Origin of the sequence: Paracoccus sp. Z118, from assembly GCF_019061185.1 — a bacterium.
GTDB lineage: Bacteria > Pseudomonadota > Alphaproteobacteria > Rhodobacterales > Rhodobacteraceae > Paracoccus.
The window spans coordinates 1-23,411 of the sequence record NZ_JAHQZU010000028.1 but is presented as its reverse complement, the minus strand read 5'-3'; the positions used below and the strand labels follow the sequence as shown (position 1 = coordinate 23,411).

The following is a 23,411-nucleotide window of genomic DNA, read 5'->3' as shown; positions in this document are numbered from 1 at the left end:
GCTGGCGGCCATCGCCGATCTTCGGGAAGGTTCGGGTTGCGAGACCTTGAACCGATACGGAGATGACGATGACCGACGACAGAATGATGCTGATCCAGCTGGTTGAGAAGCAGGCCGACGGCGACCTCGTGCGCGAGATGCTGGCCTTTCCGTTCACAGGCGAGCGCGTGATAGCTGGGGGGCAGTTCCACCTTGATCGCCACCAGTTTCAGGAGGTGGTCGACGACGGTCTCGATCTTCCGCGACGTGAAGTTGCTCAATTGGTTCATTGTTCTCTGTCCTTCCTGCGCCGCGTCACGCCGCCGACTCGCCCTAAGGTCCGAGATCATAGCATCGTATATATCGCTACTCTGAACATCATCCGATGTGCGCTTGTCAAGCCTTCTTTGTATGTCTACACTGAACATGCACATCATGAGCACTGGGGAAGAAACCGTTGGCCACACCCATGGGCGAGCTGATCCGGGCGCTCCGCAAGGAGCGCCGACTGACGCTCGACGGCCTTGCGCAGGCATCCGGCTCGAGCAAGAGCTACATCTGGGAACTGGAGAACAAGGCGCCGCCCCGTCCCTCCGCCGAGAAACTCTCGCAGATAGCTGCAGCCCTGGGCACGACGGTGGACGTCCTGATTGGGACACCGATCAACACGCAGGACGACCTCGCCCCGGAGGACAAGGTGTTCTTCCGGAAGTACGTGGGCCTCCCGGACAAGGACAAGGTCCGGCTGCGCAAGATGCTTGACCTCTGGGACGATGAATGACGGCTGCGGAACAGAAGGGGCCCGACTGGTGGGCGAACCGGGCTTCAGTGATCCTCCGCACGACGCTCGGAGAAGAGCGTTTCCCGATAGATGTAGAGCAACTCGCCTTGGAATGGACGCCGATGCTCGACCCGGCAGCTCCCATCACCAAGGTCGCTGCCCGCGAGCTCGAAGGATGTGACGGTGCCCTCGTGGATGCGCGTCATCGAGGCAAAGGCTGGGGCATCGCCTATGCCAAGGGCATGACCGAGGGCCGTCGTCGCTTCACGATTGGGCACGAGCTCGGACATTACCTGCTCCATCGCCACCGCGCACCCGAGGGTGGCTTTAATTGTCGCCAGGAAGACATGGCCACTTGGGATCATGAGCGAAGCCCCCAGGAGTCGGAAGCCAACCGGTTCGCCGCGCGGCTCCTGATGCCGCTCGACGACCTGCGCCGGCAGATTCCACCGCGGGAGGCCGTGAGTCTCGAGAAATTCGGCAGGCTTGCTGACGAGCGTTACGGTGTGTCGCTTACAGCCTGCGTGCTGCAGTGGCTCGAGATTACCGAGCGTCGCGCAATACTCGTCGTTTCCCGTGAGGGATACGTTCTCTGGGCGAAGTCAAGCAAGCCGGCACTCCGGTCGGGCGCGTTCTTCCGCACTCGGAGCGCATCACCCTTGAGCGTTCCGCCAGCTTCTCCTGCAGCCGGTGGTTGGCTTGACCCGGGCAGTGAGTCTATTCCGCATTCCGCCGGCGTGTGGCTGGACGAACCAGTCGTGGAAGAGGTGATCCTCTCGGACCTTTACGATCTTGGGATCTCGCTTCTTCATCTTGGGGATCACGGCGGTCATGATCTGGATGAACCAGACGAGCTGCCGGATGCTTTGGATTTGATGAACACACGCTCCGGAGTATTATCATGATTGGCGAGTATGATCCCGAAGCTAAGTAAAAGACCAAGTCGTAGCCTGCCGCAACAAACTCCGGCGAACTTACTCGGGTGAATTCATTACTGGGCAGATTTAACCGCACCGGGGACAACTGATCCTTGATGCTGATACTAATTATGTTGCGGTAAAACGGGTAGCCGCTGATCCATGATCGGCGGCTCATTTGTTTGAGGGAAAGACGTTCTTCAGATCCATCTTGGCGCGTGCGCTGACATACGCAAGCGGCTGGAGGAGGACATGAAGACTGCTCTGTTCACCGGGAACCCGCCTCTCCTCCCCGTAGCGCTTTCGGGATGACCGCACGTTTCGGGATTCGCCTCTCTATAACCAGTGCCATCTTCGTGGAAGCGGTCATCGCGACGGGAGTGGGAGTTATGTCTCCGGCGAAGCACAGCGTCTCTGAAAGACGCTTACGAGCATGGCTCGCCAGTCTACCAAGCTTCCGGTGAAGACGGTTACGGTCGTCCTCGGGGATCAAATACCTGCGGCGCAGATCGAAATGAGTCGCTGCCGCCAGCTGCGCCTCCGCGATCTCGGACGGACCTACGACAACCAACTCATGCGGTGCCGGGTGTTTGGTTCCTGCAGGCGCTCCCCAGGCAATGTCGAGATAGCGCCGACCCCCGAGGTCGCGGCTTCCGATGACGAGTCCGGGCCTCGGTGCTGCATTCTCCTGTCCTCGACGCGAGAGCGGCAAGGCACAGATGATAAGGTCGCCGACCGCAAAGCTACCACACACGGGTATATCTCCGGAGATTTCCGCGGAATGAGCCGGGCTGTTGTCATCATGAACGATAGCTTGGTGAGTAGCATTATCCCTCTCCGCCCCCAAGGCCGGTACCGCCCGAGGTGGTGTTCCAAGCATCAGAAGGTGCTCCAGAGCCGCGAGTTGTTCTTCGTTGGAGGGCAAGCTGAGTGAATACGACGAGGTCAGCGCCAGAATTTCATCGGCGACAGTCCTGGCAGAGATGGCGGCGATATCGGTCCAGCCCTCTTCGCGTGGCGGCGACGTGCCTTCGATCCGGCCAGCGAAAATGACCTCTTCTGTATCGGGATCGCTCAGCCGGACTGCGAGAAGCTCGCTCTGATCACCGAGCGCCACGGTCACATCCAGAGATGGGAGCATCGGCCGGGAGCAGCCGGTTATGACGGGGTAGGCAAAGCCTGGTACGGAGCCAACGGTAACGCCATAGTCGACCTGATCCAAAAGTGCCTTCAACTCCGCCAAGCCGTCGTCGGAATAATGGCGGTCGATGGTCGTTCCCTCCAGATGACCGAGAACCCGCTGCCGAATGCCGGTGTCGACGCGGAGATGGAGGAGTTTCGACGCGAGCGTGCGGCGCATCGCGTAGATGTCCTCGTCGGAGAACTTCAGATCGAGATGGCCCAGCAGAGTCCGCATCCGGTCGCCGAAGATCTGTGACCGGCGCCCTGTCGCACTGCCGGGTTCAATCTCGGGGAAGGCCCAGATCTCGCCTCTCGTGTGCAGGGCGATCGCCCATTCGCGAAACCCCAGATCGAGAAGGAGTTGCGGCACCGGCAGCACACGACGAGACTGTTCGGACTTGATGACGTCATCGCCGTCTTCGCCGATGAACACACACAGCAACCCGTCACGACGCCGAATGTTTCTGATCTTCAGCTGAAGGATTTCTTCCGGCCGAACACCGAGCGCAATCATGAACAATGGCACTCAGTAGATCGCATCCCGCCTGAGAACGCGCTTCGACGCAGTCGCCTTGCGCCAGCGTTGGGCGTCTGACGAGGTTCCCGTGTAGATGGGCGAGAGCAGCAGCTCGACGAGGTGCTCCAAGGACCAGGAGCGCCGTCTCTTGGGCCGCGACACGCGGGTAGGCAGGCCGCATGGCGTTCTTGCCTGCTTGTGCCATTCGACAAGTTTTGCTCTCAGCTGCTTGTGTGACGGGACGACCCGATCCTCATCCTCGAGATCCCGCGCCGTCGCAGCCGCGCCCAGAGCCGCCCGGACGATGCGATTGAACATGTCGCGCTGGACAAACAGATAATTGTCCGTGAGCCGCGGCGTGAGCCCTTCGACGAGACGCCGACGCTTCTCGGGTATGGAAAACCGGTTGTTGCCGAGAATATCCTTTACCAGTGCCGCATCCTGCTGGTCGGCAACGCGCTGCTCGTCTCGGGGATCGAGAACCCGGCCGATCTGCTCGAAGCGGTTGCGGCCGTGAGATTTGCCCCAGCCCTTCGGCATGTTCCACACGAAGTGAAGGAACTCGACGATCTGGTCGTAGGGCAGCGTGGCAACCGGGACATCCCCGAAAAAGGCCCGTGCGAGGCACCCAACCGTGCGAAGCTTTGTCTCGACGTCCGGGGTCGCCGCCGTGCAGGCCTTCTCGATCGCTTCGGACAGGAGCAGCGGGGACTTGAGGGCGCTTCGAGAAGGTGCGAGGCCCACGTCATCGAGCAGCGCTCGGCCGGCATGAAGCGGATCGCTGCACTCTTCCTTGACATCCCGGGCGAGATCGAGCAGACGGCGCGCGGTCGAGAGAATCTCCCGGCCGATGGCCGGCGTGACCAGCGCCTCGGACGGCACGCCGGTCATGGTCGCCGCGGCACCGGCGAACTCGGGGGAGAGGCTCCAGTCGCGCGCTCGTTGCGCTGTCTGAACTGCAGCCCGCTTCTCTGCAATCTTCTGCACCCGCCGGGCACTGTCCTGAGCCGTAACAGGTGCCTCCAGCCGCGCCATCATCTCGGCCACTGCCGAGCGCACCATCTCCCGAAGGAGGGCGCCGACGCGCCAGCCGTCGATCGGTGCCTCTGCCAGGTTCATCATCATGTCGCGTTCTCTGCTCTCCAGCGCGGTGAGCAGGTCGCCCGACCTCTTCACCGCGTCGGCGAGGACGTGGGTCTGCAGCGACAGGGACAGAAATTCGGGGGCGCCGAAGTGGCGGAGGCCCTGCGGCCAGCGCCGGCGAAAGTAGAAGACGCCGTTTCTGCGGGTGAGGTGAAGACCCCATCTCCGACCCGGCTCCCTGCGCCGCCGTGCGGCGGCATGTGAACCAGTTTGTGAAGCGCGCCGACGCGCAGACGGGAGGTTGCCTGGATTTCCAGTGGCTAACCCAATGGAAAGGCTGTCTTTTTTGTATTTCATGGCTGGGGCGGTAGGATTCGAACCTACGGTACACGGTACCAAAAACCGATGCCTTACCACTTGGCCACGCCCCAGCAGTGCGGGGTGTTTAGCCACGCCGGCGGGGGCGCGCAAGAGGGTTCTGCGGTAATTTTCTTCGGCTGGCGCGCGGCGCGGCGAGGGGCTAGTGCGGCGGCATGGAACCATGGGATGTCGTGATACTCGGGGCCGGGGCGGCGGGGCTGTTCTGTGCGGGAGAGCTTGCCGGGCAGGGCTTGCGGGTGCTGGTGATCGAGCATGCGCGGCGGCCGGGGGAGAAGATCCGCATCTCGGGCGGGGGGCGGTGCAATTTCACCAATCTTGCGACGGCGCGGGACAGGTTTCTGTCCCGGACGCCGCGATTCTTCGCCTCGGCGCTGGCGGGATACCGGCCGCTCGATTTCGTGGCGCTGGTCGATCGCGCCGGGATCGCCTGGCACGAGAAGACGCTGGGCCAGCTGTTCTGCGACGGCAAGGCGGGACAGATCATCGACATGCTGCTGGCGCGGATGCAGGGCGCCGAGTTGCGGCTGGGTGTCGGCGTGACCGCGGTGGAGCGGGCGGGCTCGGGCTTCACGGTGCGCACGACACAGGGGCAGGAGGCGGCGCGGCGGGTGGTGGTGGCGACCGGCGGCCGCTCGATCCCGAAGATGGGGGCGACGGGCATCGGCTATGACATCGCGCGTGGTTTCGGCCTGCGGTTGGTCGAGCCGCGGCCGGGACTGGTGCCGCTGACCTTTGCCGAGCAGGATCTTCGCCAGACCGCGCCGCTGGCGGGCGTGTCGCTGCCGGCGCGGATCCGCTGCGGCAAGGCCAGCTTCGACGACGCGCTGCTGTTCACGCATCGCGGGCTTTCGGGGCCGGCGGTGCTGCAGATCTCCAGCTTCTGGCGGCCGGGCGAGGCGATCACGACCGACCTTGCGCCGGGGCAGGACGTGGCCGCGCTGCTGCGCCAGCAGCGGGGGCAGGGCGGGCGGATGCAGGTGGCGACCGCGCTGGCCCGGATCCTGCCCGAACGGCTGGCGGATGCCCTGACAGAAGCAGAGGGGCTGACCGGCGCGCGGCTGGCGGATCAGCCGAACGCCGTGCTGGACCGGCTGGGGGCGCGGGTGAACGCCTGGACGATCCGGCCGGTCGGCTCGGAAGGCTGGCGCACAGCCGAGGTGACGGTCGGCGGCGTCGATTGCCGCGATCTCGACGGGCGGACGATGGAGGCGCGGGCGGTGTCGGGGCTTCATTTCATCGGCGAGGTGGTGGACGTGACGGGCTGGCTCGGCGGTTATAATTTCCAGTGGGCCTGGGCGTCGGCCCATGCGGCCGCCCGCGCGATTTCCGGCGCGATTTCCGGTCCGGCGGGGCCCGATTCCTGATATGATCCCGCAACGCCGGCAGGTGCCGGTGCCCCGACGGGCGGGCATCCAGCCCGCATCGCCCCTCGTCCGGCCGGCTTCGCGGACCGGGCGTTGCGCTTGACCGCGAAGGTGGGGAACTATCATGAACCCGAACAAGGAACTGTGGGAGAAGGGAGACTTCTCGAAGCTGGCCGCGACCATGCGGGACAGCGCCGATCAGCTGGTCGAGCGGCTGGGCGTCAGCGCGGGCATGAAGGTGCTGGACCTTGCCTGCGGCGACGGCGCGACGGCCCTGCCGATGGCGCGGCGCGGAGCCGATGTGCTGGGCGTGGACATCGCCCGCAACCTCGTGGCTGCCGCGCAGGCGCGCGTCGCGGCGGAAGGGCTGACCAACATCCGCATCGTCGAGGGCGACGCCTGCGACCTGTCGGCGCTGCCCGATGGCAGCTTCGATCTGGTGCTGACCATGTTCGGCGCGATGTTCGCGCCCTGCCCGCTGGAAGTCGCGCGCAGCATGGTGCGGGTGGCGAAACCGGGGGGCAGGGTGGTCATGGGCAACTGGATTCCCGGCGATCCCACGATGGTCGCGCAGATCCTGAAGCTGATGCACGAATACGGCCCGCCGCCGCCCGAGGGCTTCGTTCCGCCCACAGCGTGGGGCATCGAGGCGAAGGTGATCGAGCGCTTCGATCAGGCGGGCATCCCGCGCGATGCGATCACGATGGAGCCCGCGATCAAGGAGTTCCGGCTGGACGGCCCGCCCGCGGCCCTGCTGGACCTCTTCCTGAACTGGTTCGGGCCGGTGATGCGGGTGTTCGAACATCTGGGGCCGGGACCCCGCGCCGACGAACTGCGCGGCAGGATGCTGGCGCTGATCGAGCGTGAGAACATGGGCGAGGAGGGCAGGACCCTGATCCGGGCGCGTTACCTGCTGGTGACGGTCAGGGTGCCGCGCCCCGCTTCGTGAGGGCGGGCCGCCTCAGCCCATCACCGGGTCGGCCTTTGCCAGCCCGTCGAAGCGCATCAGGCTTTCGATCAGCGCGGGCATCCGGTCCAGATGGATCATGTTCGGCCCGTCCGAAGGGGCGCGGTCGGGATCCTCGTGGGTCTCGATGAAGACCCCGGCGACCCCCAGCGCGACGGCGGCGCGGGCCATGACCGGCGCGAACTCGCGCTGGCCGCCGGACGATCCGCCCTGTCCGCCGGGCTGCTGCACGGAATGGGTCGCGTCCATCACCACCGGATAGCCCGTCCGCGCCATGATCGGCAGCGCGCGCATGTCCGCGACCAGCGTGTTGTAGCCGAAGCTGGCCCCGCGCTCGGTCAGCAGGATGCGCTCGTTGCCGGTCGAGGCGACCTTGTCGGCGACGTTGGGCATGTCCCAGGGGGCGAGGAACTGGCCCTTCTTGATGTTCACCACCGCGCCGGTCTTTCCGGCGGCCAGCAGCAGGTCGGTCTGGCGGCTGAGAAAGGCGGGGATCTGGATGATGTCCGCGACCGACGCGGCGCGGATCGCCTGCGCCTCGTCGTGGATGTCGGTCAGCACCGGGCAGCCGACCCGGTCGCGCACCGCCTCCAGCATCGCCAACCCTTCGTCGATCCCGACCCCGCGCCGGCCCGAAAGCGAGGTGCGGTTGGCCTTGTCGTAGCTGGCCTTGAAGACGAAACCGGCCCCCACCCGCTGGCAGGCGGCCGCCAGCGGCTCGGCGATGGACAGGGCGTGGTCCAGCGTTTCCAGCTGGCAGGGGCCGGCGATCAGGACCAGCGGCAGGTCGTTGCCGAAGGTCACGTTCCGCACGGCGACGTGGCGGGGAGTGGTCAAGGTCATGAGGACACCTGTTCGCGCAGGATCGAGGCAGTCAGCGACATCATCAGGTAGATACCCGAAAAGATCAGGAATGCCACCAGCGTGTTCTGGAACGCCTTGGGATAGGCGGGGCTGTCCGGCGGGACCGGCGCGACCGAAAGCGACAGGTAGCGGACCTGCTTGTTCGCCTCGATCCGGGCGGTTTCCATCTGTGCCGCCGCCGCGGCCAGCAGCGTCTGCCGGGTCGCAAGATCGCTTTCCGCGATCCGTATCTCGCCCGAGACGGCCGCCAGCGAGGCGCGCGCGCCGGTGTCTTCGGTCAGTTGCGAACGGGTGCGCCCGATCATCTGCTCCAGCCGGGCGATGTCGCCCTCGACGCCCTGAACCCGGCTCTGGTTCGGGCGCGCGTTGGCGAGCAGTTGCCCCAACTCCAGCCGCTTTTCGGTGAGCTGCGCCTCCAGTTGGCCGATCTGCGCCATCACGACCGAACCCTCGGCCACCGGGTCCAGAACGCCCAGCCGCTCCTGCAGGGCCTGCACGCGGTTCTGCGCCTCGAGCACCTTCGTCTCGGCATCCTGATAGCTGTCGATGGCGCCCTGCATCTGGTCCGAGCGCAGGCGGGCGGTCATCTGGTCGATCTGCCCCTCGGCATAGCCGATCAGTGCCGTCGAGAATTGCTGGCTGAGTTGCGGGTCGGGCGAGATCACCTCCATGTCGATCACGCCCTCGGTCGGGTCGTAACCGATCTTCACCATCCGCTTGTAGACCTTGTACGCCTCCTCGTTGGTGGCGGTCAGGGGCAGCCGCAGGACCGGATCGATGCTGGGGTCCTGGAACGTGCGCTTGAAGCCCAGATCCCCGTCCAGCCGCTGCATCGCATCGCGCGAGGTGAGATAGCTCTGCACCGCGACGCTGTCGGTGTTGGTGGCAAGCTGGGTGCCGCTGAAGAGCCCGCCGAGCGAGCCCCCGCCCGAGCCGTCGGCCTGCTGGATCAGGAACTGCGATTTCGTCGAATAGAGCGGCGTTGCGAGGCTGAAGTAATACCAGCCCGCGAGCATCGTCGGCAGCAGCACCAGCGCGGCCAGACGCGCCATCAGCATCATCAGCCGGCGGCGGCGGCGGCGGGCGATGTCGCGCTGGATCGCCATGATCTCGCTCGCGCGCCGCTCCTCGGTCATGTCCTCGCGCGAGGGCAGGTTCGGCGGCGCGATCGGCACGATCTCCTGCCGGCGGCCGCGGGCGGGCGCGTTGCCGGGCGTGATCGCGGGGGCGTTGGCGGCGGGGGCGGCGCGGGCGCGGGCGCCTTCCTGCGACAGCACCTTGCCGACGGAGTCGCGGTGGAAGGGGTCGATGCCCTGCTCGCGCAGCTTGACGACTGCCTCATAGTCGGACGTCACCTCGATCCCGTGCAGCGCGGCGATGCGGGCGGCGACGCGCAGCTGGCGGCGGGTCAGGTTCTCGGCCTTGACGGCCTCGATCGCGGCCCGCGGGGACGTGCCCGCGCTGTTGGCGGGCGGTGCCGTGTCGGCGGCCGCACCGGGAAACGTCATGCCCTCGAACCCGTCGCTTATCGGCCCGAACGGCATGTCATCGCCGCTTGCCGGCTGCTTTGCTCCGACCCCCGGCGTGCCGCTGCCCTGCGGGGCGCCCTGCGCGCTGGCCTTGGCCCCGCGCCGCACTTCGACCCGGACGCCGACGGGGGCGCCTGCGGCTTCGTGGCGCACCGGCTCATCCGGCGCCGGCGCGCCGTTGCGGGCGCGGGCGAGCACCGATTCGTCGCGGCTGAGCCGGTAGAGACGGGCCTTAGGAGGTGTAGTCATAATATTGCTTGGCCTCGTCGAGGGTCTCGAACATGTAGAGCCGGCCGCCTCGCAGGACGGCGGCGGTGCGGCAGAATTTCTCCAGCGTCTGCGCCTGATGCGACACGACGACGACGGTGGAGGTCTTCAGTCGGTCGTAAAGGACGGTGCCCGCCTTGCGGTTGAAGTTCACGTCCGTCGTGACGGGCATGCCTTCGTCGATCAGGTAGATGTCGAATTCCAGCGCCAGCAGCAGCGCGAAATTCAGCCGCGAGCGCATGCCGGTGCTGTAGGTCGCGACCGGCTGGTCGAAATACTCGCCAAGCTCGCAGAGCCAGCGGCAGAACGCCTCGATGTAATCGGGGTCGATGCCGTAGATCCGGGCGATGTAGCGCGCATTCTCGTTGGCCGACAGCTTGGGCATGACGCCGCCCATGAAGCCCAGCGGAAACGACACCCGGCATTCGCGACGGATCGTGCCCTCGTCCGGCTTTTCCAGCCCGCACATCATGTTGATGAGCGTCGTCTTGCCGGTGCCGTTGGGCGCCAGGATGCCCATCGACCGGCCCAGCTCGACCCGGAACGACGCCTGGTCGAGGATCACCTTGCGCTGCGAGCCGGTCCAGAACGACTTTGATACATTGTCGAATTCGAGCATGAAGGTCGCGGAACCGTCCTGGGCTGTCCCGCCGGAGGGGAGGGTGCCGAATGAAATTCAACCCCGAGGAGAACCCCGCAAGTTGGCGCGAACATAGGGCCGCGCCCCGCCCCTGTCCATCGGCGCGCCGCCGATCGTGACAATGCAGGGTTTTTTCCGGCGGCCGCAGCACCTATCTGCCACGCGATGATAAAGGACGAGATTTCCGCCTGCCGCCTCTGCGAGGGCCGCTTCCGCGCGACCGCGACGGCCCATGCGCCGCGCCCGGTGACGTGGTTCCGCCCCGGCGCGCGGGTGCTGGTCGCCAGCCAGGCGCCGGGGCTGCGCGTTCACGAGTCGGGGCGGCCCTTCACGGATGCCTCGGGGAAACGGCTGCGCGAGTGGATGGGCGTTGACGAGGCGACATTCTACGACTGCTCGCGCATCGCCATCGTGCCGATGGCGTTCTGCTTTCCCGGTTATGACGCCAAGGGCTCGGACCTGCCGCCGCCGCCGATCTGCGCGGCGACCTGGCGGGCGCGGGTCATGGCCGACCTGAAGCCCGACGTGACGCTGCTGATCGGCGGCCATGCCATGCGGTGGCATCTGGGGATGTCCAACGTGACGCAGGCGGTCACGGCATGGCGCGACCATGCGCCCGCCGTGTTTCCCTTGCCTCATCCGTCTTGGCGCAATACCGCATGGCTCAAACGCAATCCGTGGTTCGAGGCCGAGCTGGTCCCCGAACTGCGCCGCACGCTGGCAGGAGTTCTGTGACCGCACGCACCGCGCTGGACCGGCTTTGCACCGTTCCCTTCCACGAGGCGGACGAGTCTCTGCGCGCGCAGGTGCTGCGGCGGCTGGCCGATACCGAACTGTTCGCCGCCCTGTCCGCCGATCCGCAGGACGATTTGGCCAAGCTGATGCTGTTCGATCTGGAAGGAACGCAGGCGGCGCTGGCCTGCGACGACGCCGCCGAGCTTGCCGCGTTCGTCGGCGGGCCGGTCGCCCATGCGGCGATGCCCGGCCGGGTGCTGGCGGCGACGCTGGCCGAGGAGGGACGGGCGCTGCTCGTCAATCCGGGCCGTCCCTCGCAGATGCTGCTGGACGCGGGGGCGCTCGCATGGCTCGGGCAGGCGCTGGCGCAGAAACCGGCCGAAGGGCAGGGGACGCCGGCGCGGCTGACGCTGCCGGACGCGGACATGGTATCGGTGTTGGCAGACCCGCTGGCCGAACGGCTGGCCGCGATGGGCGACCTTCTCTCCGGCGCGGCGCTGGCACGGGCGGAATGGGCGGATGGGGCGGCCGGGCATCTGCTGATGATCTCGGGCGCGTCGCAGGGCGATCAGGCAGCCATCGCCAAGGCGGTGGGCGAGATGCTGGCCTTCCTGCCGCCGGTTCCCGGCGGGCTGGACATCACCTTCGAGGGCGCGGCGCTGCCAGCGGGTGCGCTGCGGCTGGAACTGACGCCTGCTCCGCCCGCCGAGCCGGAGCCGGAGCCCGAAGTTGACCGTCCGCCCAAACTGCGCTGGTAGCGCGCCTCCGCTGGCGCTTCAGACGTGCAACCGGCGCATGGACGCAGGCTGGCCCATCGGCCTTCAATAGCCCCGTTCCCGATCCACCCGGTGCAGCAACGGCTCCCCCTTCATCGCGCGGCGCAGGTTCTCTGCCACCAGCAGCGCGGCGGTCTGGGGCCGGGTCTCGGCGGCGATATGCGGCGTCACCGTCACGCGGGGATGCGCCCAGAAGGGATGCGCCGGGGGCAGGGGTTCGGTCTGGAACACGTCCAGCACGGCGTGTCCGACCTGCCCGGCATCGAGCGCCGCCAGCAGGTCATCCTCGACGATCAGCGTGCCGCGCCCCGGATTGATGAGCGCCGCCCCGCGCGGCAGCAGCGCGAACCGTGCGGCATCCAGCAGCCCGCGCGTCTCGGGCGTGTCGGGCAGCAGCGAAATCAGGATCTCCGCCCGCCCCAGCGCCTCGGCCAGCGCCTCGCCGGGCAGCACCCGCAGCCCCTCGACCGCGCGGCCCGAGGCGGACCAGCCCACCACCTCGAAGCCCACGGCGACAAGCGCCCGCGCCACGGCGGCCCCGAGCGCGCCGGTGCCCAGCACGGTCACCCGCCGCTCATCCGCCAGCGGCGGGGTCAGGCCGTTGCGCCAGACGCCGTCCTGAGGATAGGCGTCCATGCCCAGATGAAGGCGCAGCGCCCAACCGGCGCAGTATTCGACCATCCCCCGCTCGAGTCCCGGATCGACCATCCGGCACAGCGGCTGCGTCAGCGTCGCGTTGCCGACGATCCGCTCGACCCCGGCCCAGAGGCTCTGGACCAGCCGCGCGCGGGTGAAGGGGCGGAAATCCAGCGGCTCGCCGCTTTCGGGATAGCCGGGGGCATAGATCAGCGCGTCGAAGCTGGCCGGATCGCCGCCGCGCAGCAGCTCCATCTCGGGGCAGGCGGCGCGAAGATGCGTGGACCAGCGGTCCCACGAGGCGGCAGGGGCGGCATAGAGGACGCGCATGAAGGGATCACCTCGGGCGGTTGACATGGGCCGATTGCACGATGCCGAAGGCCATCAGCAGGATCATCAGCTGCGTCCCGCCATAGCTGACCAGCGGCAGCGGCACGCCCACCACCGGCATCAGCCCCATGACCATCGACATGTTGACGGCGAAGTAAAGGAAGAACGTCCCCGCCACCCCGATCGTCAGCAGGCTGGCGAAACGGTCGCGGTTGGTCAGCGCCGAATAGAGGCAGAAGGCCAGCACCAGTGTATAAAGCGACAGCAGCGACATCGCGCCGATGAAGCCGAACTCCTCGGCCAGCGTGGTGAAGATGAAGTCGGTGTGCTTTTCGGGCAGAAAGTTCAGCCGGCTCTGGGTGCCCTGCATGAAGCCGCGCCCCGACCAGCCGCCCGATCCCAGCGCGATCTGCGCCTGGGTGATGTTGTAGCCCGCGCCGAGCGGGTCGGTGCCGGGGTTCAGGAACGTGTCGATGCGGCGGAACTGGTAATCGCGGAGCAGTTGCCAGTCGGTCCCGCGGCTTTCCAGAACCGCGAAGACCAGCCCGGCGGCGGCCCCGAACACCGCCGAGAAATACCAGAGGCTGACGCCCGCCGCGAACATCATGATGCCGCCGCCAGCCACCAGCATGAGCGAGGTGCCGAGGTCGGGCTGCTGCAATACCAGCGCCGTCGGCAGCAGGATCAGGACCAACGGCAGCAGCACCCAGAAGGGACGCGAGGTCCGCTCCTTGTCCAGCCAGTCGTAATAGGCGGCGAGGATCAGGACGAGCGCGATCTTCATCAGCTCGGACGGTTGCAGCTTGACCGGGCCGAGATCCAGCCAGCGCTGCGCGCCCATGCCGATATGGCCGACGAGATCCACGGCCAGCAGCAGCCCGCAGCAGACCAGATAGGTCACGATGGAGATGGAGCGCCAGAACCAGATCGGCACGAACGCCAGCGCGATCATCGCGACCATGCCGACGGCGAAGCGTTCGACCTGCGGCTCGGCCCAGACCTCGGGGCGACCGCCCGATACCGAATACAGCATCAGGAACCCGACCGACGAGACCGCCGCCAGCAGGAACACCAGCGGCCAGTTCAGATACAGGATCTTGCGCCAGCCGGCCGGGGTATGCGCAACCTTGTAATCCAGATAGGTCATCAGGCCCGCACCCTTGCCAGCTTCGGCGGCTCGGGCGTGTCAAGCCGCAGCTTCGCGCGCATCTCCTCGATCTCGCCGCGCTGGCCGGAGGGATAGGCATCCAGCGGCGGCAGCCCGCCCGCCAGCGCGAACAGCAGGATGTCGCGGGCGATCGGGGCCGCCACGGCCGAGCCGCCGCCGCCATGTTCGACCACCAGCGAGACGGCATAGCGTGGCGCCTCATAGGGGGCGTAGCAGACGAACAGCGCGTGGTCGCGCCGGTTCCACGGCAACTGGTCGTTGCGAATGACGCCGCGCGCCCGTTCCGCCGCGGTGATGTTGCGCACCTGGCTGGTGCCGGTCTTGCCCGCCATCCGCCATTCGGGCGCCACGACGCGGGACCGGGCCGCCGTGCCCCGGCTTCCGTTCATCACCGCGTCCATCCCCGCGCGGGCAACGCGCAGATGGGCGGGGTCCAGCCCCAGATCGGGCCATTCCGGCACCGGCTGCGCCACGCCGTCGATGGCGCGGACCAGCCGCGGCTCGACCGCCTTTCCGGTCGCGACCCGCGCCGTCATGATCGCCAGTTGCAGGGGCGAGGCGAGCACGAAGCCCTGCCCGATCGAGGCGTTGATGGAATCGCCGACCTGCCAGTCCTGATCGTAACGCGCCCGCTTCCATGCCCGGTCGGGCGCGATCCCCTCGGCCACCGCCGACATGGGCAGATCGTGCCGCACGCCGATCCCGAGCCGCCGCGCCATGTCGGCGATCCGGTCGATCCCGACCCGCTGGGCGAGTTCGTAGTAATAGACGTCGCAGGACCGCTCGAGGCTCTGCAACGCCTCGACCGAGCCGTGGCCGCCCCGGCTCCAGCAATGGAAGCGGCGGCCGGCGACGGTGATGTGGCCGGGGCAGTAGAAGCGGGTTCCGGCGTTGATGATGCCGGACTCCAGCCCCGCCAGCAGCGTGACCATCTTGAAGGTCGAGCCGGGGGGATAGAGGCCCTGCACGGTCTTGTCGGCCAGCGGCCGGTGATCGTGGTTCATCAGCGCGGTGTAGTCGGCGCTGGAAATCCCGCGCACGAACTTGTTGGGATCGAACACCGGGGACGAGGCGATGGTCAGGATGTCGCCGGTGTTGACGTCCATCACCACGGCGGCGGCGGATTCCTCGCCCAGCCGGTGGCGGGCGAAGTTCTGGAGCCCGGCGTCCAGCGTCATCTGCACCGTGGCGCCCTGCTGCCCCTCGACCCGGCTCAGCTCGCGCATCTCGCGGCCGGCGCTGTTGACCTCGACCCGGCGCGCGCCCGCCTTGCCGCGCAGGTCGGATTCGAGCTTCGCCTCGACCCCCACCTTGCCAAGCTGGAACTCGGGCAGCATCAGCACGGGGTCGGGGTTTTCGATCCTGGACAGGTCGTAGTCGGAGACCGGCCCGACATAGCCCAGCACATGGGCGAAATCGCCCCCGCGCGGATAGCTGCGGGACAGGCCCGATTCCGGCGTGACGCCGGGCAGAGCGGGGGCGTTGACCGCGATCGAGGCGAACTGGTCCCATGTCAGGCGGTCGGCCACGCTGACCGGGGTGATGGCGCTGCGGCGGCCGATCTCGGCCATCAGCGCGGCGACGGATGTGTCGGTCATCGGGATCAGGTGGCGCAGCCGGGCGACCACGGCGCTGACGTCGCCCGCTTCCTCGCGGGTGATGGTGACGCGGTAGTTCTGCTCGTTCCCCGCCAGGATCACGCCGTTGCGGTCGTGGATCAGCCCCCGCGCGGGCGGCAGCAGCCGCATCTTGATCGAGTTGCCGTCGGACAACATGCGGAACTCGTCCGCGCGGTCGAGTTGCATGGTCTTGAGCCGCCAGCCCAGCGTCGCGATCACCGCCGCCTGAATCCCGCCCAGCATCAGCCCGCGCCGGGTGATCGAACGGGTGCTGTCCTGCACGTCCCTTTCGGACTTCCGCATCGCGCTCAGATCCTTGCGCCGGGGATGTCGCGGGGGGCGGCGCGGCGCAGGCCGACCAGCCAGCGGGCGGCGAGCACCACCACGGGATAGGCGGCGATGGTCGCGATCACCTGCATCAGCGCCTGCCCCAGCGGCGGGCGCGGCGACATTTCGCCGGGCACGAAGAACACCAACTGCAGCAGCCTGTCGGTCATCATCATCCCCAGCACCAGAACCCCGATCCGCAGCCATTCAACCAGAAAAGGCTGGTCGCGCCAACGCCGCTCGCGCGCGCGCACGGCCTCGGTCCCGACCACGACGATGGCCGCCCAGAGTCCGATGGGCCGCAGCAGCAGCAGGTTCTCGATGAGGAACAAGGCGGCGATCACCAGCACCGGCAGCTGCTCCGGGCGGCGCACGGCCCAGGCGAGGGTCAGGCACAGCAGCACGTCCGGCCCCGGCCACGACACCTCGCCCGGCGCGAGCGGCAGCAGGCGCAGGATGATGATGCCCAGCCCGAGGACGACATAGAGCGTCGTGCCCGTGACCTGCCGGCGGCGCGTTGGGTCGATCATGGCGCGCTCACTCGCCCGTTGCGGGGCTGAGCGCCACCTCGGCCGGGGCGCTGGCGCCGGACGACAGGGGCGGCGGCAAGGGCGGGCCGATGAAATCGTCGCGCGGCGGCGGGATAAGGGTGCCCGCCTCCTCGATCCGCTCGGAGGGGTGGCTGCGCAGGACGCGCAGGAACTCCAGCCGGCCGTAATCGGCGGCCATCCTGACCCGCATCCGCCCGTCGGACGCCAGCACCGCCTGACCGACCAGCAGCCCCGCCGGAAAAACGCCGCCGTCGCCCGAGCTGATGATCCGGTCGCCGGGCCGCACGTCGTCGGCGCTTTCGATGAAGTCGAGGAAGGGCAGGGCGGTGTTGTCCCCCGTCAGCAGCGCGTGCTGGCCCGAGGGCTGGACCCGCACCGGCAGGCGCGAACTGGGATCGGTCAGCAGCATGACCCGGCTGGTGGTGGCGCCGACGCCCGCGATCCGGCCGACGAGGCCCAGCCCGTCCATCGTCGCCCAGCCGTCCACGATCCCGTCGCGCGCGCCGACATTCAGCAGCACCGACTGCCGGAAGGCGCTTCCGCTGTCGGCCATCACCACGCCCGAGACGCTGGTCAGCGCCGGGTCGATGCGGACGTTGTTCTGCGCCAGCAGCTTGGCGTTTTCCTGTTCGAGCTGAACGGCGGCCTCTTTCCACGCCGACATGCGCTGCAATTCGCGGCGCAGCTCCTCGTTCTGCTCGTAGATGCGGGCATAGGACTGGAAGCCCGCGACCATCTGGCTGACCTGGGTGACCGGCCGCATGGCCCAGTCGAAGCTGGGCACCATGCGGTCCACGAACATCGCGCGCATCCGCTCGGCCCGCGGGCCGTCGATCCGCCAGAACAGGAAGATCGCGAGCAGCGTCAGCACCAGCACCGCGATCAGGACGCGGCGGACCGGGGCTGCGAAGTCATAGCCCTTGCGCGCCACGTCCCTTGCCTCAGGCCTCGTAGTCGATCACGTGGCGCAGCTGCTTTTCGTATTCCAGCGCCTTCCCGGTCCCCAGCGCCACGCAGTTCATCGGCTGGTCGGCGATGCCGATCATCAGCCCGGTCTGCTCGCGCAGGGCAAGATCCATCTCGCCCAGCATGGCGCCGCCGCCGGTCAGCATCACGCCGCGGTCCACGATGTCGGCGCCCAGATCGGGGGGCGTCGCCTCCAGTGCGATCATCACCGCCTCGCAGATCTGCTGCACCGGCTCGGCCAGCGCCTCGGCGATCATGGCCTGGGTGATCTCGATCTCCTTCGGAACGCCGTTCAGCAGGTCGCGCCCGCGCACCAGCATCGTCGCGCCGCGCCCGTCATCGGGCATCCGCGCGGTGCCGATCGAGGTCTTGACCCGCTCGGCCGTCTGCTCGCCGATCAGCAGGTTGTGATGGCGGCGCAGGTAGTTGACGATGGCGTCGTCCATGCGGTCGCCGCCGACCCGGACCGAGCGGGCATAGACGACATCGCCCAGCGACAGCACCGCGACCTCGGTCGTGCCGCCGCCGATATCCACGACCATGCTGCCGGTCGGTTCGGTGATCGGCATCCCCGCGCCGATGGCGGCGGCGATGGGTTCCTCGATCAGCGCGCACTTGCGGGCGCCGGCGGACAGCACCGACTGCCGGATCGCGCGCTTTTCGACCGGGGTTGCGCCATGCGGCACACAGACGATCACCTTGGGCTTCGAGAAGGTCGTGCGCCGGAACGCCTTCTTGATGAAGTGCTTGATCATCTCTTCGGCGCTGTCGAAATCGGCGATGACGCCGTCGCGCATCGGCCGGATCGCCTGGATCGAGCCGGGGGTGCGGCCGAGCATCAGCTTGGCGTCCTCGCCCACGGCGAGCACCTGCTTCTTGCCGTCCTTGACGTGGTAGGCCACGACCGAGGGCTCGTTCAGGATGATGCCCTTGCCCTTGACATAGACCAGCGTGTTCGCCGTCCCAAGATCGATCGCGATATCCGTCGCAAACAGACCGCCGAAGGCCATGAAAATTCCCCTTCTGCCGTCCCTAACACTCGACGGCGGTTCCGCCATCCTTTTGCGGATGGCCATTGCCCGATTTCTCCGCCGAGTCATTCCGTCGAAGGTGCAGGAGATATAGGCCGAGGCCCGCACGGGGAAAACCCGAAAATTGCGTGGAAAACCAGCCCCGCAGACCCGCAGGCGCCGGGCCGCCTGCTTGACCGCTGCCGGGGTGCTGCCCAAGGCTGCGCCGGCCATGACAGCGCAAGGAACGGCGAAGCGCGACGGCGGCACCGGCCCCCGTCCTGCCGAACGCGGCGAGCATCTCTACGCGCCGAGCTACTGACCCCAGAGACGTTCGGCACGACCTGGCCGATGAGTCCCCGTTCCTGCTGGGGTCCGATCTGGGCTTTGTGGAACGAAAAGGGGCGGCCTGAACGCCGCCCCTCGCATCCTGTCGGTTCCGGCCGGAAATCAGACCGAATACATGCCCACCTGCCGCACGTCCGAATCCGGGGCCGACTTCTCGCGCCGCACGCGCAGGCGGTTCAGCGCGCCGACATAAGCCTTGACGCTGGCGAGGATCGTGTCGGTGTCCGCCGCCTGTCCGGTGGCGATGCGGCCATCCTCCTCCAGCCGGACGCTGACGGTCGCCTGCGCGTCCGTGCCCTCGGTCACGGCGTGGACCTGATAGAGTTGCAGCGTCGCCTGATGCGAGAACAGCGCGTTGACGGAGTTGAACGCCGCGTCCACCGGTCCGTCGCCCTGCTTTTCGACGGTTTTTTCTTCTTCGCCGACCACCATTGTCAGGGTCGCGGTCGCAGGCTCGCCGCCGCCGCAGACCACGCGCAGCGACTTGACCTGAAGATAGTCGCTGTCGGTGTTGGCGGCGCTGTCCTGCATCAGCGCAACCAGATCGTCGTCATAGACTTCCTTCTTGCGGTCGGCGAGCGCCTTGAACCGCACGAACACGTCCTTGAGCTGGTTGTCCCCGACCTCGAAACCCAGATCGTTCAGCTTGGACCGCAGCGCCGCGCGGCCCGAATGCTTGCCCATCGCGATGTTGGCCTCGTTCAGGCCGATATCGGCGGGCTTCATGATCTCGAACGTCTCGACGTTCTTCAGCACACCATCCTGATGGATGCCGGATTCATGCAGGAAGGCGTTCTTGCCGACGATGGCCTTGTTGAACTGCACCGGAAAGCCCGAAACCTGGCTGACCCGGCGCGAGATGCCCATGATCTTCGTCGTATCGACGCCGGTCGAGAACGGCATGATGTCGTGACGCACCTTCAGCGCCATCACCACCTCCTCCAGCGCGGTATTGCCGGCCCGCTCGCCCAGCCCGTTGATCGTGCATTCGATCTGCCGCGCGCCCGCCTCGACGGCGGCGAGGCTGTTGGCCGTCGCCATGCCCAGATCGTTGTGGCAGTGGGTGGCGAAGATCACCTTGTCGGCGCCCGGCACACGCTCCAGCAGCATGCGGATCAGCTCTGCCGATTCCTTCGGCGCGGTATAACCGACCGTATCGGGGATGTTGATCGTGGTCGCGCCCGCCCTGATGGCAATTTCGACCACCCGGCACAGATAGTCATGCTCGGTCCGCGTGGCATCCATCGGCGACCACTGCACGTTGTCGCAGAGATTGCGGGCGTGGGTCACCGTCTCGTGGATGCGGTCGGCCATCTCGTCCATCGTCAGGTTCGGGATGGCGCGGTGCAGCGGCGAGGTGCCGATGAAGGTATGGATGCGCGGGCGCTTGGCGTGGCGGATCGCGTCCCACGCACGGTCGATGTCCGGAATCTGGGCGCGGGCGAGGCCGCAGATCACCGAATGCTGCGCCTGTCTGGCGATTTCCGAGACGGCGGCGAAGTCGCCTTCCGAGGCGATGGGGAAGCCTGCCTCGATCACGTCCACGCCCATCTCGTCCAGCATGTGGGCGATTTCCAGCTTTTCGGCATGGGACATGGTGGCGCCGGGCGATTGCTCGCCATCGCGCAGGGTGGTGTCGAAGATCAGGACGCGGTTGGTATCGGTCATTGTGCTGCTGCCTTTGTGCGGTGTGTCGGGGAACCGGGCACTCACCTGCTGAGCGGCGGCCCGGAGACCCGCTCAGCGCAGCGTAAGAAGCAGCAGACCGCGGAGGTTCACGGCAAAACGCGCGCTGGGTTGCGCGTTGCGGGCCGAGGCGATGTGTCGCATCCGAGTCATGGCGTCACTATAACCGCCCGTCCGGGGATGGAAAGAGGCGCAGGGCGGAAAAAGCCATGGCGCGTCAGCGGGGAAACTCGATCTTCGGGCATTTGTTCTGGACCACGGTGATGCCTGCCGCTTCGGCTTTTGCGGCGGCTTCGGCATGTGTCACCCCGATCTGCATCCAGACCGTGCGCAGGTTCGGCAGGTGTTCAAGGGCCTCATCCACGACCGGCCCGACCGCCTCGGAGCGGCGGAAGATGTCGATCATGTCCACCTGATCGGCGTCGGGAATGTCGGCGAGGCTGGCGAAGACCGGCTCGCCCAGGATGGTCTGCCCCGCATGGCCGGGATTCACCGGCACGATCCGGTGGCCGCGCGACTGAAGAAAGCGGGCGACATCGTGGCTGGGCCGTTCGGGCTTGGGCGACAGGCCGACGACGGCGATCACCTTGCTGTCCCGTGCGATGCGGTCGATATCGGCGCGCGTGGTCATGGCTTGGCTCCTTCTGGAATGTCGATCAGGCCCATCCGATGAAAAAGCGCCCGGTCTGACAAGGTCAGCCCGGGCGCAAGTCGCGGAACGAGGGACAGTGATCCGAACGCGACCGTTCCGTGGTCTCGTTCATGATGTAAATGCGCAACGTTCGGCTTCGGTTCCAGAGGTATCACGTCGATGTGATGCGGCGCGATTCGGCGCGACTAGCGTTGCGCCTTGGCGGCGGCCAGAACGCCCGCCGGGTCTGCCAGCAGACGGGCCCGCATCTCGGGCGACGAGGTCAGATACATCCGCCCGTCGATCATCACCGCAAGGTCCGGCCGTCCCGGCGTCCGGTGCCCCTCGGCAAGCTGCGGCGGGCAGAGGCCGTCGAAGCCCGGCGCGAAGCGGCGCGGATCCGATTCGAAAGCGCTGCGATTCGGCTCGGACACGAACAGCCATGCCTGACCGTGCCAAGCGGTCGCAAGATCGCCCCGGCCGGGCACCAGCCGCCCGGTGGTGTAAAGCTCGACCGTATCCATGCCGCTCACGGCGGGCGCCTGCGCCTGCGCGGGCGCGGCCAGCAGGGCGCTGGCGAGTGCCGCGGCGAAGGCTAGCGAAAGCGTGGAGAAATGGGAGGGGCGAGCGATCATGCCAGCCGATGTGCCACCGGCCCCCGCGAATCTCAACCGGCCCCGAACCGCACGCGCGGGCATGTGAACGCCCGCCATCGCCGCGCGATCAACCCGCCTGCCGAACCGCATAGAGCGCCACCGCCGCCGCGTTCGAGACGTTCAGCGATCCGAAATCCGCCGCGAAGGGGATGCGGGCGACATGATCGCAGGTGGCGATGGTCTTGTCGCGCAGCCCCGGACCTTCGGCCCCCAGCACGAGGCAGACGGGGCGCGTGCCGATCTGCCCCAGCAGATCCGGCAGGCTTTCCGTGCCGGTTCCGTCCAGTGCGATCAGCACGTAGCCGAGCGCCTTCAGCTGTTCCAGCGCGTCCGCGAGATTCGTCACCCGCAGATAGGGCTGCCGCTCCAGCGCGCCCGAGGCGGTCTTGGCCAGCGCCCCGGTCTCCGGCGCGGCATGGCGGGCGGGTGCGACCACGGCCTGCGCCCCGAACACCTCGGCCGAGCGCAGGACCGCGCCGACGTTATGCGGGTCCGTCACCCGGTCCAGCGCGACCATCAGCGGGCGAAGCCCAGGATCGCCCGCCAGCGCGACCTCGTCCAGCTTGCCCCAGGACAGCGGCTTCACCTCCAGCGCGGCGCCCTGATGGACGCTTTCCCCGGCCAGCGGCACGACCTTGTCGAAGCTGCGGGCGTCCACAATTTCGGGCGTCATGCCCGAGGCGGGCAGCGCCTCACCCAGACGGCCCTCGGCGTTGCGGGTCAGCACCAGCCGCAGCCGCTCGCGCCGGGGATTCGCCAGCGCATCGCGCACCGCGTGCAGACCGAAGAGCCACACGGTCTCCGCCGCCGCGGCCCGGCGGGCGCGTTCCTTGTCGATGACCCATGTCGGCTTCTTCACCCCGCGGGGTCTGGCACCCTGCGGCGCACGGGCGTCGGATGGGCCGGTCGGCCGATGGGGGCGGTCGGGTTTGTCCTGCATCCCGCCTAACTGCGCGCGGGGCGGCGGGCGCGCAAGGGGCATCTGCCGCCCCGGCGGAAATCCTGCTTGACCCGAAAGCGCCGCGCCGCTAATCACCCCCGGCGTCGGGCGACGTGCTGCAAGGTGCGGCAGCGGACTGTAACTCCGCCGGGGAGACCCATGCCTGGTTCGATTCCAGGGTCGCCCACCATCTTCCTTTCGATGGCTTGGCTGGTGTTTGCATGATCCGCTTACTCGCAGGTCGCGCCTGCATGTGAGCAATATGCGAGCAGACTGCTGAGAAGTCTTGCGGCGTTGCGAGGCGGATCCAGCGGGAAAAGAGCCAAGGCGGAACCCAGACCCAGAAGACTGCCTGACATGACGTCGCAGAAAGCCGCGAAACGCCATGCCTGAGATCAACCCTGCAATCATGATCTGGACGTCATAAGGGTTGTGCTTGCGCAGCAGTTCGGCCGCCAGATTGGGATAGGCTCCAGACCCATTGATTTCAGGCTGTTGGCGTGATTCAGGCACGGCGAGGAGACCTGATATATGAGCAACCTGTTCTGGCTGACCGACGCG

The 23,411-nt window shown here is 67.4% G+C and carries 22 protein-coding genes and 2 tRNA genes; 7 read left to right on the top strand and 17 right to left on the bottom strand.

The window, feature by feature from the left end; genetic code table 11:
- The coding region (locus tag KTN05_RS15115) for a hypothetical protein (protein WP_217330221.1) at window positions 1-269 on the bottom strand (269 nt) is incomplete at its 3' end.
- Window positions 270-448: 179 nt separating this feature from the next.
- Between KTN05_RS15115 and KTN05_RS15110 the strand changes: the two genes are divergently transcribed.
- Together KTN05_RS15110 and KTN05_RS15105 are read left to right on the top strand one after the other, a co-directional pair.
- Window positions 449-760, top strand: coding sequence for a helix-turn-helix domain-containing protein (locus tag KTN05_RS15110; protein WP_254368257.1), 312 nt, complete (start codon window positions 449-451; stop codon window positions 758-760).
- Complete coding sequence (locus KTN05_RS15105) at window positions 757-1,665, top strand: ImmA/IrrE family metallo-endopeptidase (protein WP_217330218.1); 909 nt, start codon at window positions 757-759, stop codon at window positions 1,663-1,665. Before KTN05_RS15110 ends, KTN05_RS15105 begins: the two co-directional genes overlap by 4 nt.
- Before the next feature lie 280 nt (window positions 1,666-1,945).
- Here the strand turns inward: KTN05_RS15105 and KTN05_RS15100 are convergent, their stop codons facing one another.
- From KTN05_RS15100 to KTN05_RS15090, 3 genes are all read right to left on the bottom strand, one after another.
- On the bottom strand, window positions 1,946-3,373 hold the full coding sequence (locus tag KTN05_RS15100) for a hypothetical protein (RefSeq protein ID WP_217330217.1): 1,428 nt from the start codon (window positions 3,371-3,373) through the stop codon (window positions 1,946-1,948).
- A gap of 12 nt (window positions 3,374-3,385) precedes the next feature.
- Window positions 3,386-4,816 carry a DUF6538 domain-containing protein gene (locus KTN05_RS15095; protein ID WP_217330216.1) on the bottom strand — a complete coding sequence of 477 codons (1,431 nt, stop codon included), beginning with the start codon at window positions 4,814-4,816 and terminating at the stop codon, window positions 3,386-3,388.
- Window positions 4,816-4,890: transfer RNA gene (locus tag KTN05_RS15090), tRNA-Gln, on the bottom strand. The genes KTN05_RS15095 and KTN05_RS15090 overlap by 1 nt, the downstream gene beginning before the upstream one ends.
- A gap of 102 nt (window positions 4,891-4,992) precedes the next feature.
- Between KTN05_RS15090 and KTN05_RS15085 the strand changes: the two genes are divergently transcribed.
- Together KTN05_RS15085 and KTN05_RS15080 are read left to right on the top strand one after the other, a co-directional pair.
- Window positions 4,993-6,204 carry an NAD(P)/FAD-dependent oxidoreductase gene (locus KTN05_RS15085; RefSeq protein ID WP_217330215.1) on the top strand — a complete coding sequence of 404 codons (1,212 nt, stop codon included), beginning with the start codon at window positions 4,993-4,995 and terminating at the stop codon, window positions 6,202-6,204.
- 124 nt (window positions 6,205-6,328) lie between these two features.
- Window positions 6,329-7,153, top strand: coding sequence for a class I SAM-dependent methyltransferase (locus KTN05_RS15080; RefSeq protein WP_217330214.1), 825 nt, complete (start codon window positions 6,329-6,331; stop codon window positions 7,151-7,153).
- A 12-nt stretch (window positions 7,154-7,165) separates the two neighbouring features.
- Here the strand turns inward: KTN05_RS15080 and kdsA are convergent, their stop codons facing one another.
- From kdsA to KTN05_RS15065, 3 genes are read right to left on the bottom strand one after another with little or no spacing between them, the layout of a single operon-like run.
- A complete protein-coding gene (gene kdsA / locus KTN05_RS15075; protein ID WP_217330213.1) occupies window positions 7,166-8,014 on the bottom strand; it encodes a 3-deoxy-8-phosphooctulonate synthase in 849 nt (282 codons plus the stop codon).
- Window positions 8,011-9,813, bottom strand: coding sequence for a capsule biosynthesis protein (locus KTN05_RS15070; protein WP_217330212.1), 1,803 nt, complete (start codon window positions 9,811-9,813; stop codon window positions 8,011-8,013). The genes kdsA and KTN05_RS15070 overlap by 4 nt, the downstream gene beginning before the upstream one ends.
- Window positions 9,797-10,450, bottom strand: a complete 654-nt coding sequence (locus KTN05_RS15065) for an ABC transporter ATP-binding protein (RefSeq protein WP_217330211.1) — start codon at window positions 10,448-10,450, stop codon at window positions 9,797-9,799. Before KTN05_RS15065 ends, KTN05_RS15070 begins: the two co-directional genes overlap by 17 nt.
- A gap of 186 nt (window positions 10,451-10,636) precedes the next feature.
- On the opposite strand from KTN05_RS15065, the gene KTN05_RS15060 reads away from it, so the two are divergent.
- Window positions 10,637-11,206, top strand: a complete 570-nt coding sequence (locus KTN05_RS15060) for a uracil-DNA glycosylase family protein (protein WP_217330210.1) — start codon at window positions 10,637-10,639, stop codon at window positions 11,204-11,206.
- A complete protein-coding gene (locus KTN05_RS15055) occupies window positions 11,203-11,964 on the top strand; it encodes an SseB family protein (protein WP_371823385.1) in 762 nt (253 codons plus the stop codon). Before KTN05_RS15060 ends, KTN05_RS15055 begins: the two co-directional genes overlap by 4 nt.
- A 63-nt stretch (window positions 11,965-12,027) precedes the next feature.
- Here the strand turns inward: KTN05_RS15055 and KTN05_RS15050 are convergent, their stop codons facing one another.
- The 10 genes from KTN05_RS15050 to rlmB form a co-directional block, all read right to left on the bottom strand.
- Entirely contained in the window at window positions 12,028-12,948 is a 921-nt protein-coding gene (locus KTN05_RS15050; RefSeq protein ID WP_217330208.1) for a glyoxylate/hydroxypyruvate reductase A, read from the bottom strand.
- 7 nt (window positions 12,949-12,955) lie between these two features.
- Window positions 12,956-14,095, bottom strand: a complete 1,140-nt coding sequence (gene rodA, locus KTN05_RS15045) for a rod shape-determining protein RodA (RefSeq protein WP_217330207.1) — start codon at window positions 14,093-14,095, stop codon at window positions 12,956-12,958.
- The gene (mrdA, locus tag KTN05_RS15040) at window positions 14,095-16,038 is read right to left on the bottom strand and encodes a penicillin-binding protein 2 (protein WP_217330206.1); all 1,944 of its coding nucleotides are present in this window, start codon (window positions 16,036-16,038) and stop codon (window positions 14,095-14,097) included. Before mrdA ends, rodA begins: the two co-directional genes overlap by 1 nt.
- Before the next feature lie 5 nt (window positions 16,039-16,043).
- Window positions 16,044-16,592 (bottom strand): rod shape-determining protein MreD, encoded by a 549-nt coding sequence (locus KTN05_RS15035; protein ID WP_217330205.1) that lies wholly within the window; start codon window positions 16,590-16,592, stop codon window positions 16,044-16,046.
- A 7-nt stretch (window positions 16,593-16,599) separates the two neighbouring features.
- Window positions 16,600-17,544, bottom strand: a complete 945-nt coding sequence (gene mreC, locus KTN05_RS15030) for a rod shape-determining protein MreC (RefSeq protein WP_217330204.1) — start codon at window positions 17,542-17,544, stop codon at window positions 16,600-16,602.
- A 10-nt stretch (window positions 17,545-17,554) separates the two neighbouring features.
- Window positions 17,555-18,589, bottom strand: coding sequence for a rod shape-determining protein (locus KTN05_RS15025; protein WP_254368256.1), 1,035 nt, complete (start codon window positions 18,587-18,589; stop codon window positions 17,555-17,557).
- Window positions 18,590-19,039: 450 nt separating this feature from the next.
- Window positions 19,040-20,605: a 2-isopropylmalate synthase gene (locus KTN05_RS15020; RefSeq protein WP_217330203.1), complete on the bottom strand. Its 1,566-nt coding sequence runs from the start codon at window positions 20,603-20,605 to the stop codon at window positions 19,040-19,042.
- Window positions 20,606-20,840: 235 nt separating this feature from the next.
- Window positions 20,841-21,254, bottom strand: a complete 414-nt coding sequence (locus KTN05_RS15015; protein ID WP_217330202.1) for a CoA-binding protein — start codon at window positions 21,252-21,254, stop codon at window positions 20,841-20,843.
- A 206-nt stretch (window positions 21,255-21,460) separates the two neighbouring features.
- On the bottom strand, window positions 21,461-21,889 hold the full coding sequence (locus KTN05_RS15010) for a YHS domain-containing (seleno)protein (protein WP_217330201.1): 429 nt from the start codon (window positions 21,887-21,889) through the stop codon (window positions 21,461-21,463).
- Between the two features lie 88 nt (window positions 21,890-21,977).
- Window positions 21,978-22,769: a 23S rRNA (guanosine(2251)-2'-O)-methyltransferase RlmB gene (gene rlmB, locus KTN05_RS15005; protein ID WP_371823386.1), complete on the bottom strand. Its 792-nt coding sequence runs from the start codon at window positions 22,767-22,769 to the stop codon at window positions 21,978-21,980.
- A gap of 187 nt (window positions 22,770-22,956) precedes the next feature.
- On the opposite strand from rlmB, the gene KTN05_RS15000 reads away from it, so the two are divergent.
- Window positions 22,957-23,040 (top strand) — tRNA-Tyr (locus KTN05_RS15000).
- The last annotated feature ends 371 nt before the right edge of the window (window positions 23,041-23,411 follow it).

What these genes read in the sequence shown, in the direction of transcription:
- KTN05_RS15035 (WP_217330205.1), bottom strand. Translation starts at nt 16,592, where the DNA reads ATGATCGACCCAACGCGCCGCCGGCAGGTCACGGGCACGACGCTCTAT.
- kdsA (WP_217330213.1), bottom strand. Translation starts at nt 8,014, where the DNA reads ATGACCTTGACCACTCCCCGCCACGTCGCCGTGCGGAACGTGACCTTC.
- KTN05_RS15025 (WP_254368256.1), bottom strand. Translation starts at nt 18,589, where the DNA reads ATGGCCTTCGGCGGTCTGTTTGCGACGGATATCGCGATCGATCTTGGG.
- KTN05_RS15050 (WP_217330208.1), bottom strand. Translation starts at nt 12,948, where the DNA reads ATGCGCGTCCTCTATGCCGCCCCTGCCGCCTCGTGGGACCGCTGGTCC.
- KTN05_RS15110 (WP_254368257.1), top strand. Translation starts at nt 449, where the DNA reads ATGGGCGAGCTGATCCGGGCGCTCCGCAAGGAGCGCCGACTGACGCTC.
- KTN05_RS15105 (WP_217330218.1), top strand. Translation starts at nt 757, where the DNA reads ATGACGGCTGCGGAACAGAAGGGGCCCGACTGGTGGGCGAACCGGGCT.
- KTN05_RS15060 (WP_217330210.1), top strand. Translation starts at nt 10,637, where the DNA reads ATGATAAAGGACGAGATTTCCGCCTGCCGCCTCTGCGAGGGCCGCTTC.
- KTN05_RS15080 (WP_217330214.1), top strand. Translation starts at nt 6,329, where the DNA reads ATGAACCCGAACAAGGAACTGTGGGAGAAGGGAGACTTCTCGAAGCTG.
- KTN05_RS15070 (WP_217330212.1), bottom strand. Translation starts at nt 9,813, where the DNA reads ATGACTACACCTCCTAAGGCCCGTCTCTACCGGCTCAGCCGCGACGAA.
- KTN05_RS15065 (WP_217330211.1), bottom strand. Translation starts at nt 10,450, where the DNA reads ATGCTCGAATTCGACAATGTATCAAAGTCGTTCTGGACCGGCTCGCAG.
- KTN05_RS15100 (WP_217330217.1), bottom strand. Translation starts at nt 3,373, where the DNA reads ATGATTGCGCTCGGTGTTCGGCCGGAAGAAATCCTTCAGCTGAAGATC.
- rodA (WP_217330207.1), bottom strand. Translation starts at nt 14,095, where the DNA reads ATGACCTATCTGGATTACAAGGTTGCGCATACCCCGGCCGGCTGGCGC.
- KTN05_RS15085 (WP_217330215.1), top strand. Translation starts at nt 4,993, where the DNA reads ATGGAACCATGGGATGTCGTGATACTCGGGGCCGGGGCGGCGGGGCTG.
- KTN05_RS15015 (WP_217330202.1), bottom strand. Translation starts at nt 21,254, where the DNA reads ATGACCACGCGCGCCGATATCGACCGCATCGCACGGGACAGCAAGGTG.
- KTN05_RS15095 (WP_217330216.1), bottom strand. Translation starts at nt 4,816, where the DNA reads ATGAAATACAAAAAAGACAGCCTTTCCATTGGGTTAGCCACTGGAAAT.
- KTN05_RS15020 (WP_217330203.1), bottom strand. Translation starts at nt 20,605, where the DNA reads ATGACCGATACCAACCGCGTCCTGATCTTCGACACCACCCTGCGCGAT.
- KTN05_RS15010 (WP_217330201.1), bottom strand. Translation starts at nt 21,889, where the DNA reads ATGATCGCTCGCCCCTCCCATTTCTCCACGCTTTCGCTAGCCTTCGCC.
- mrdA (WP_217330206.1), bottom strand. Translation starts at nt 16,038, where the DNA reads ATGCGGAAGTCCGAAAGGGACGTGCAGGACAGCACCCGTTCGATCACC.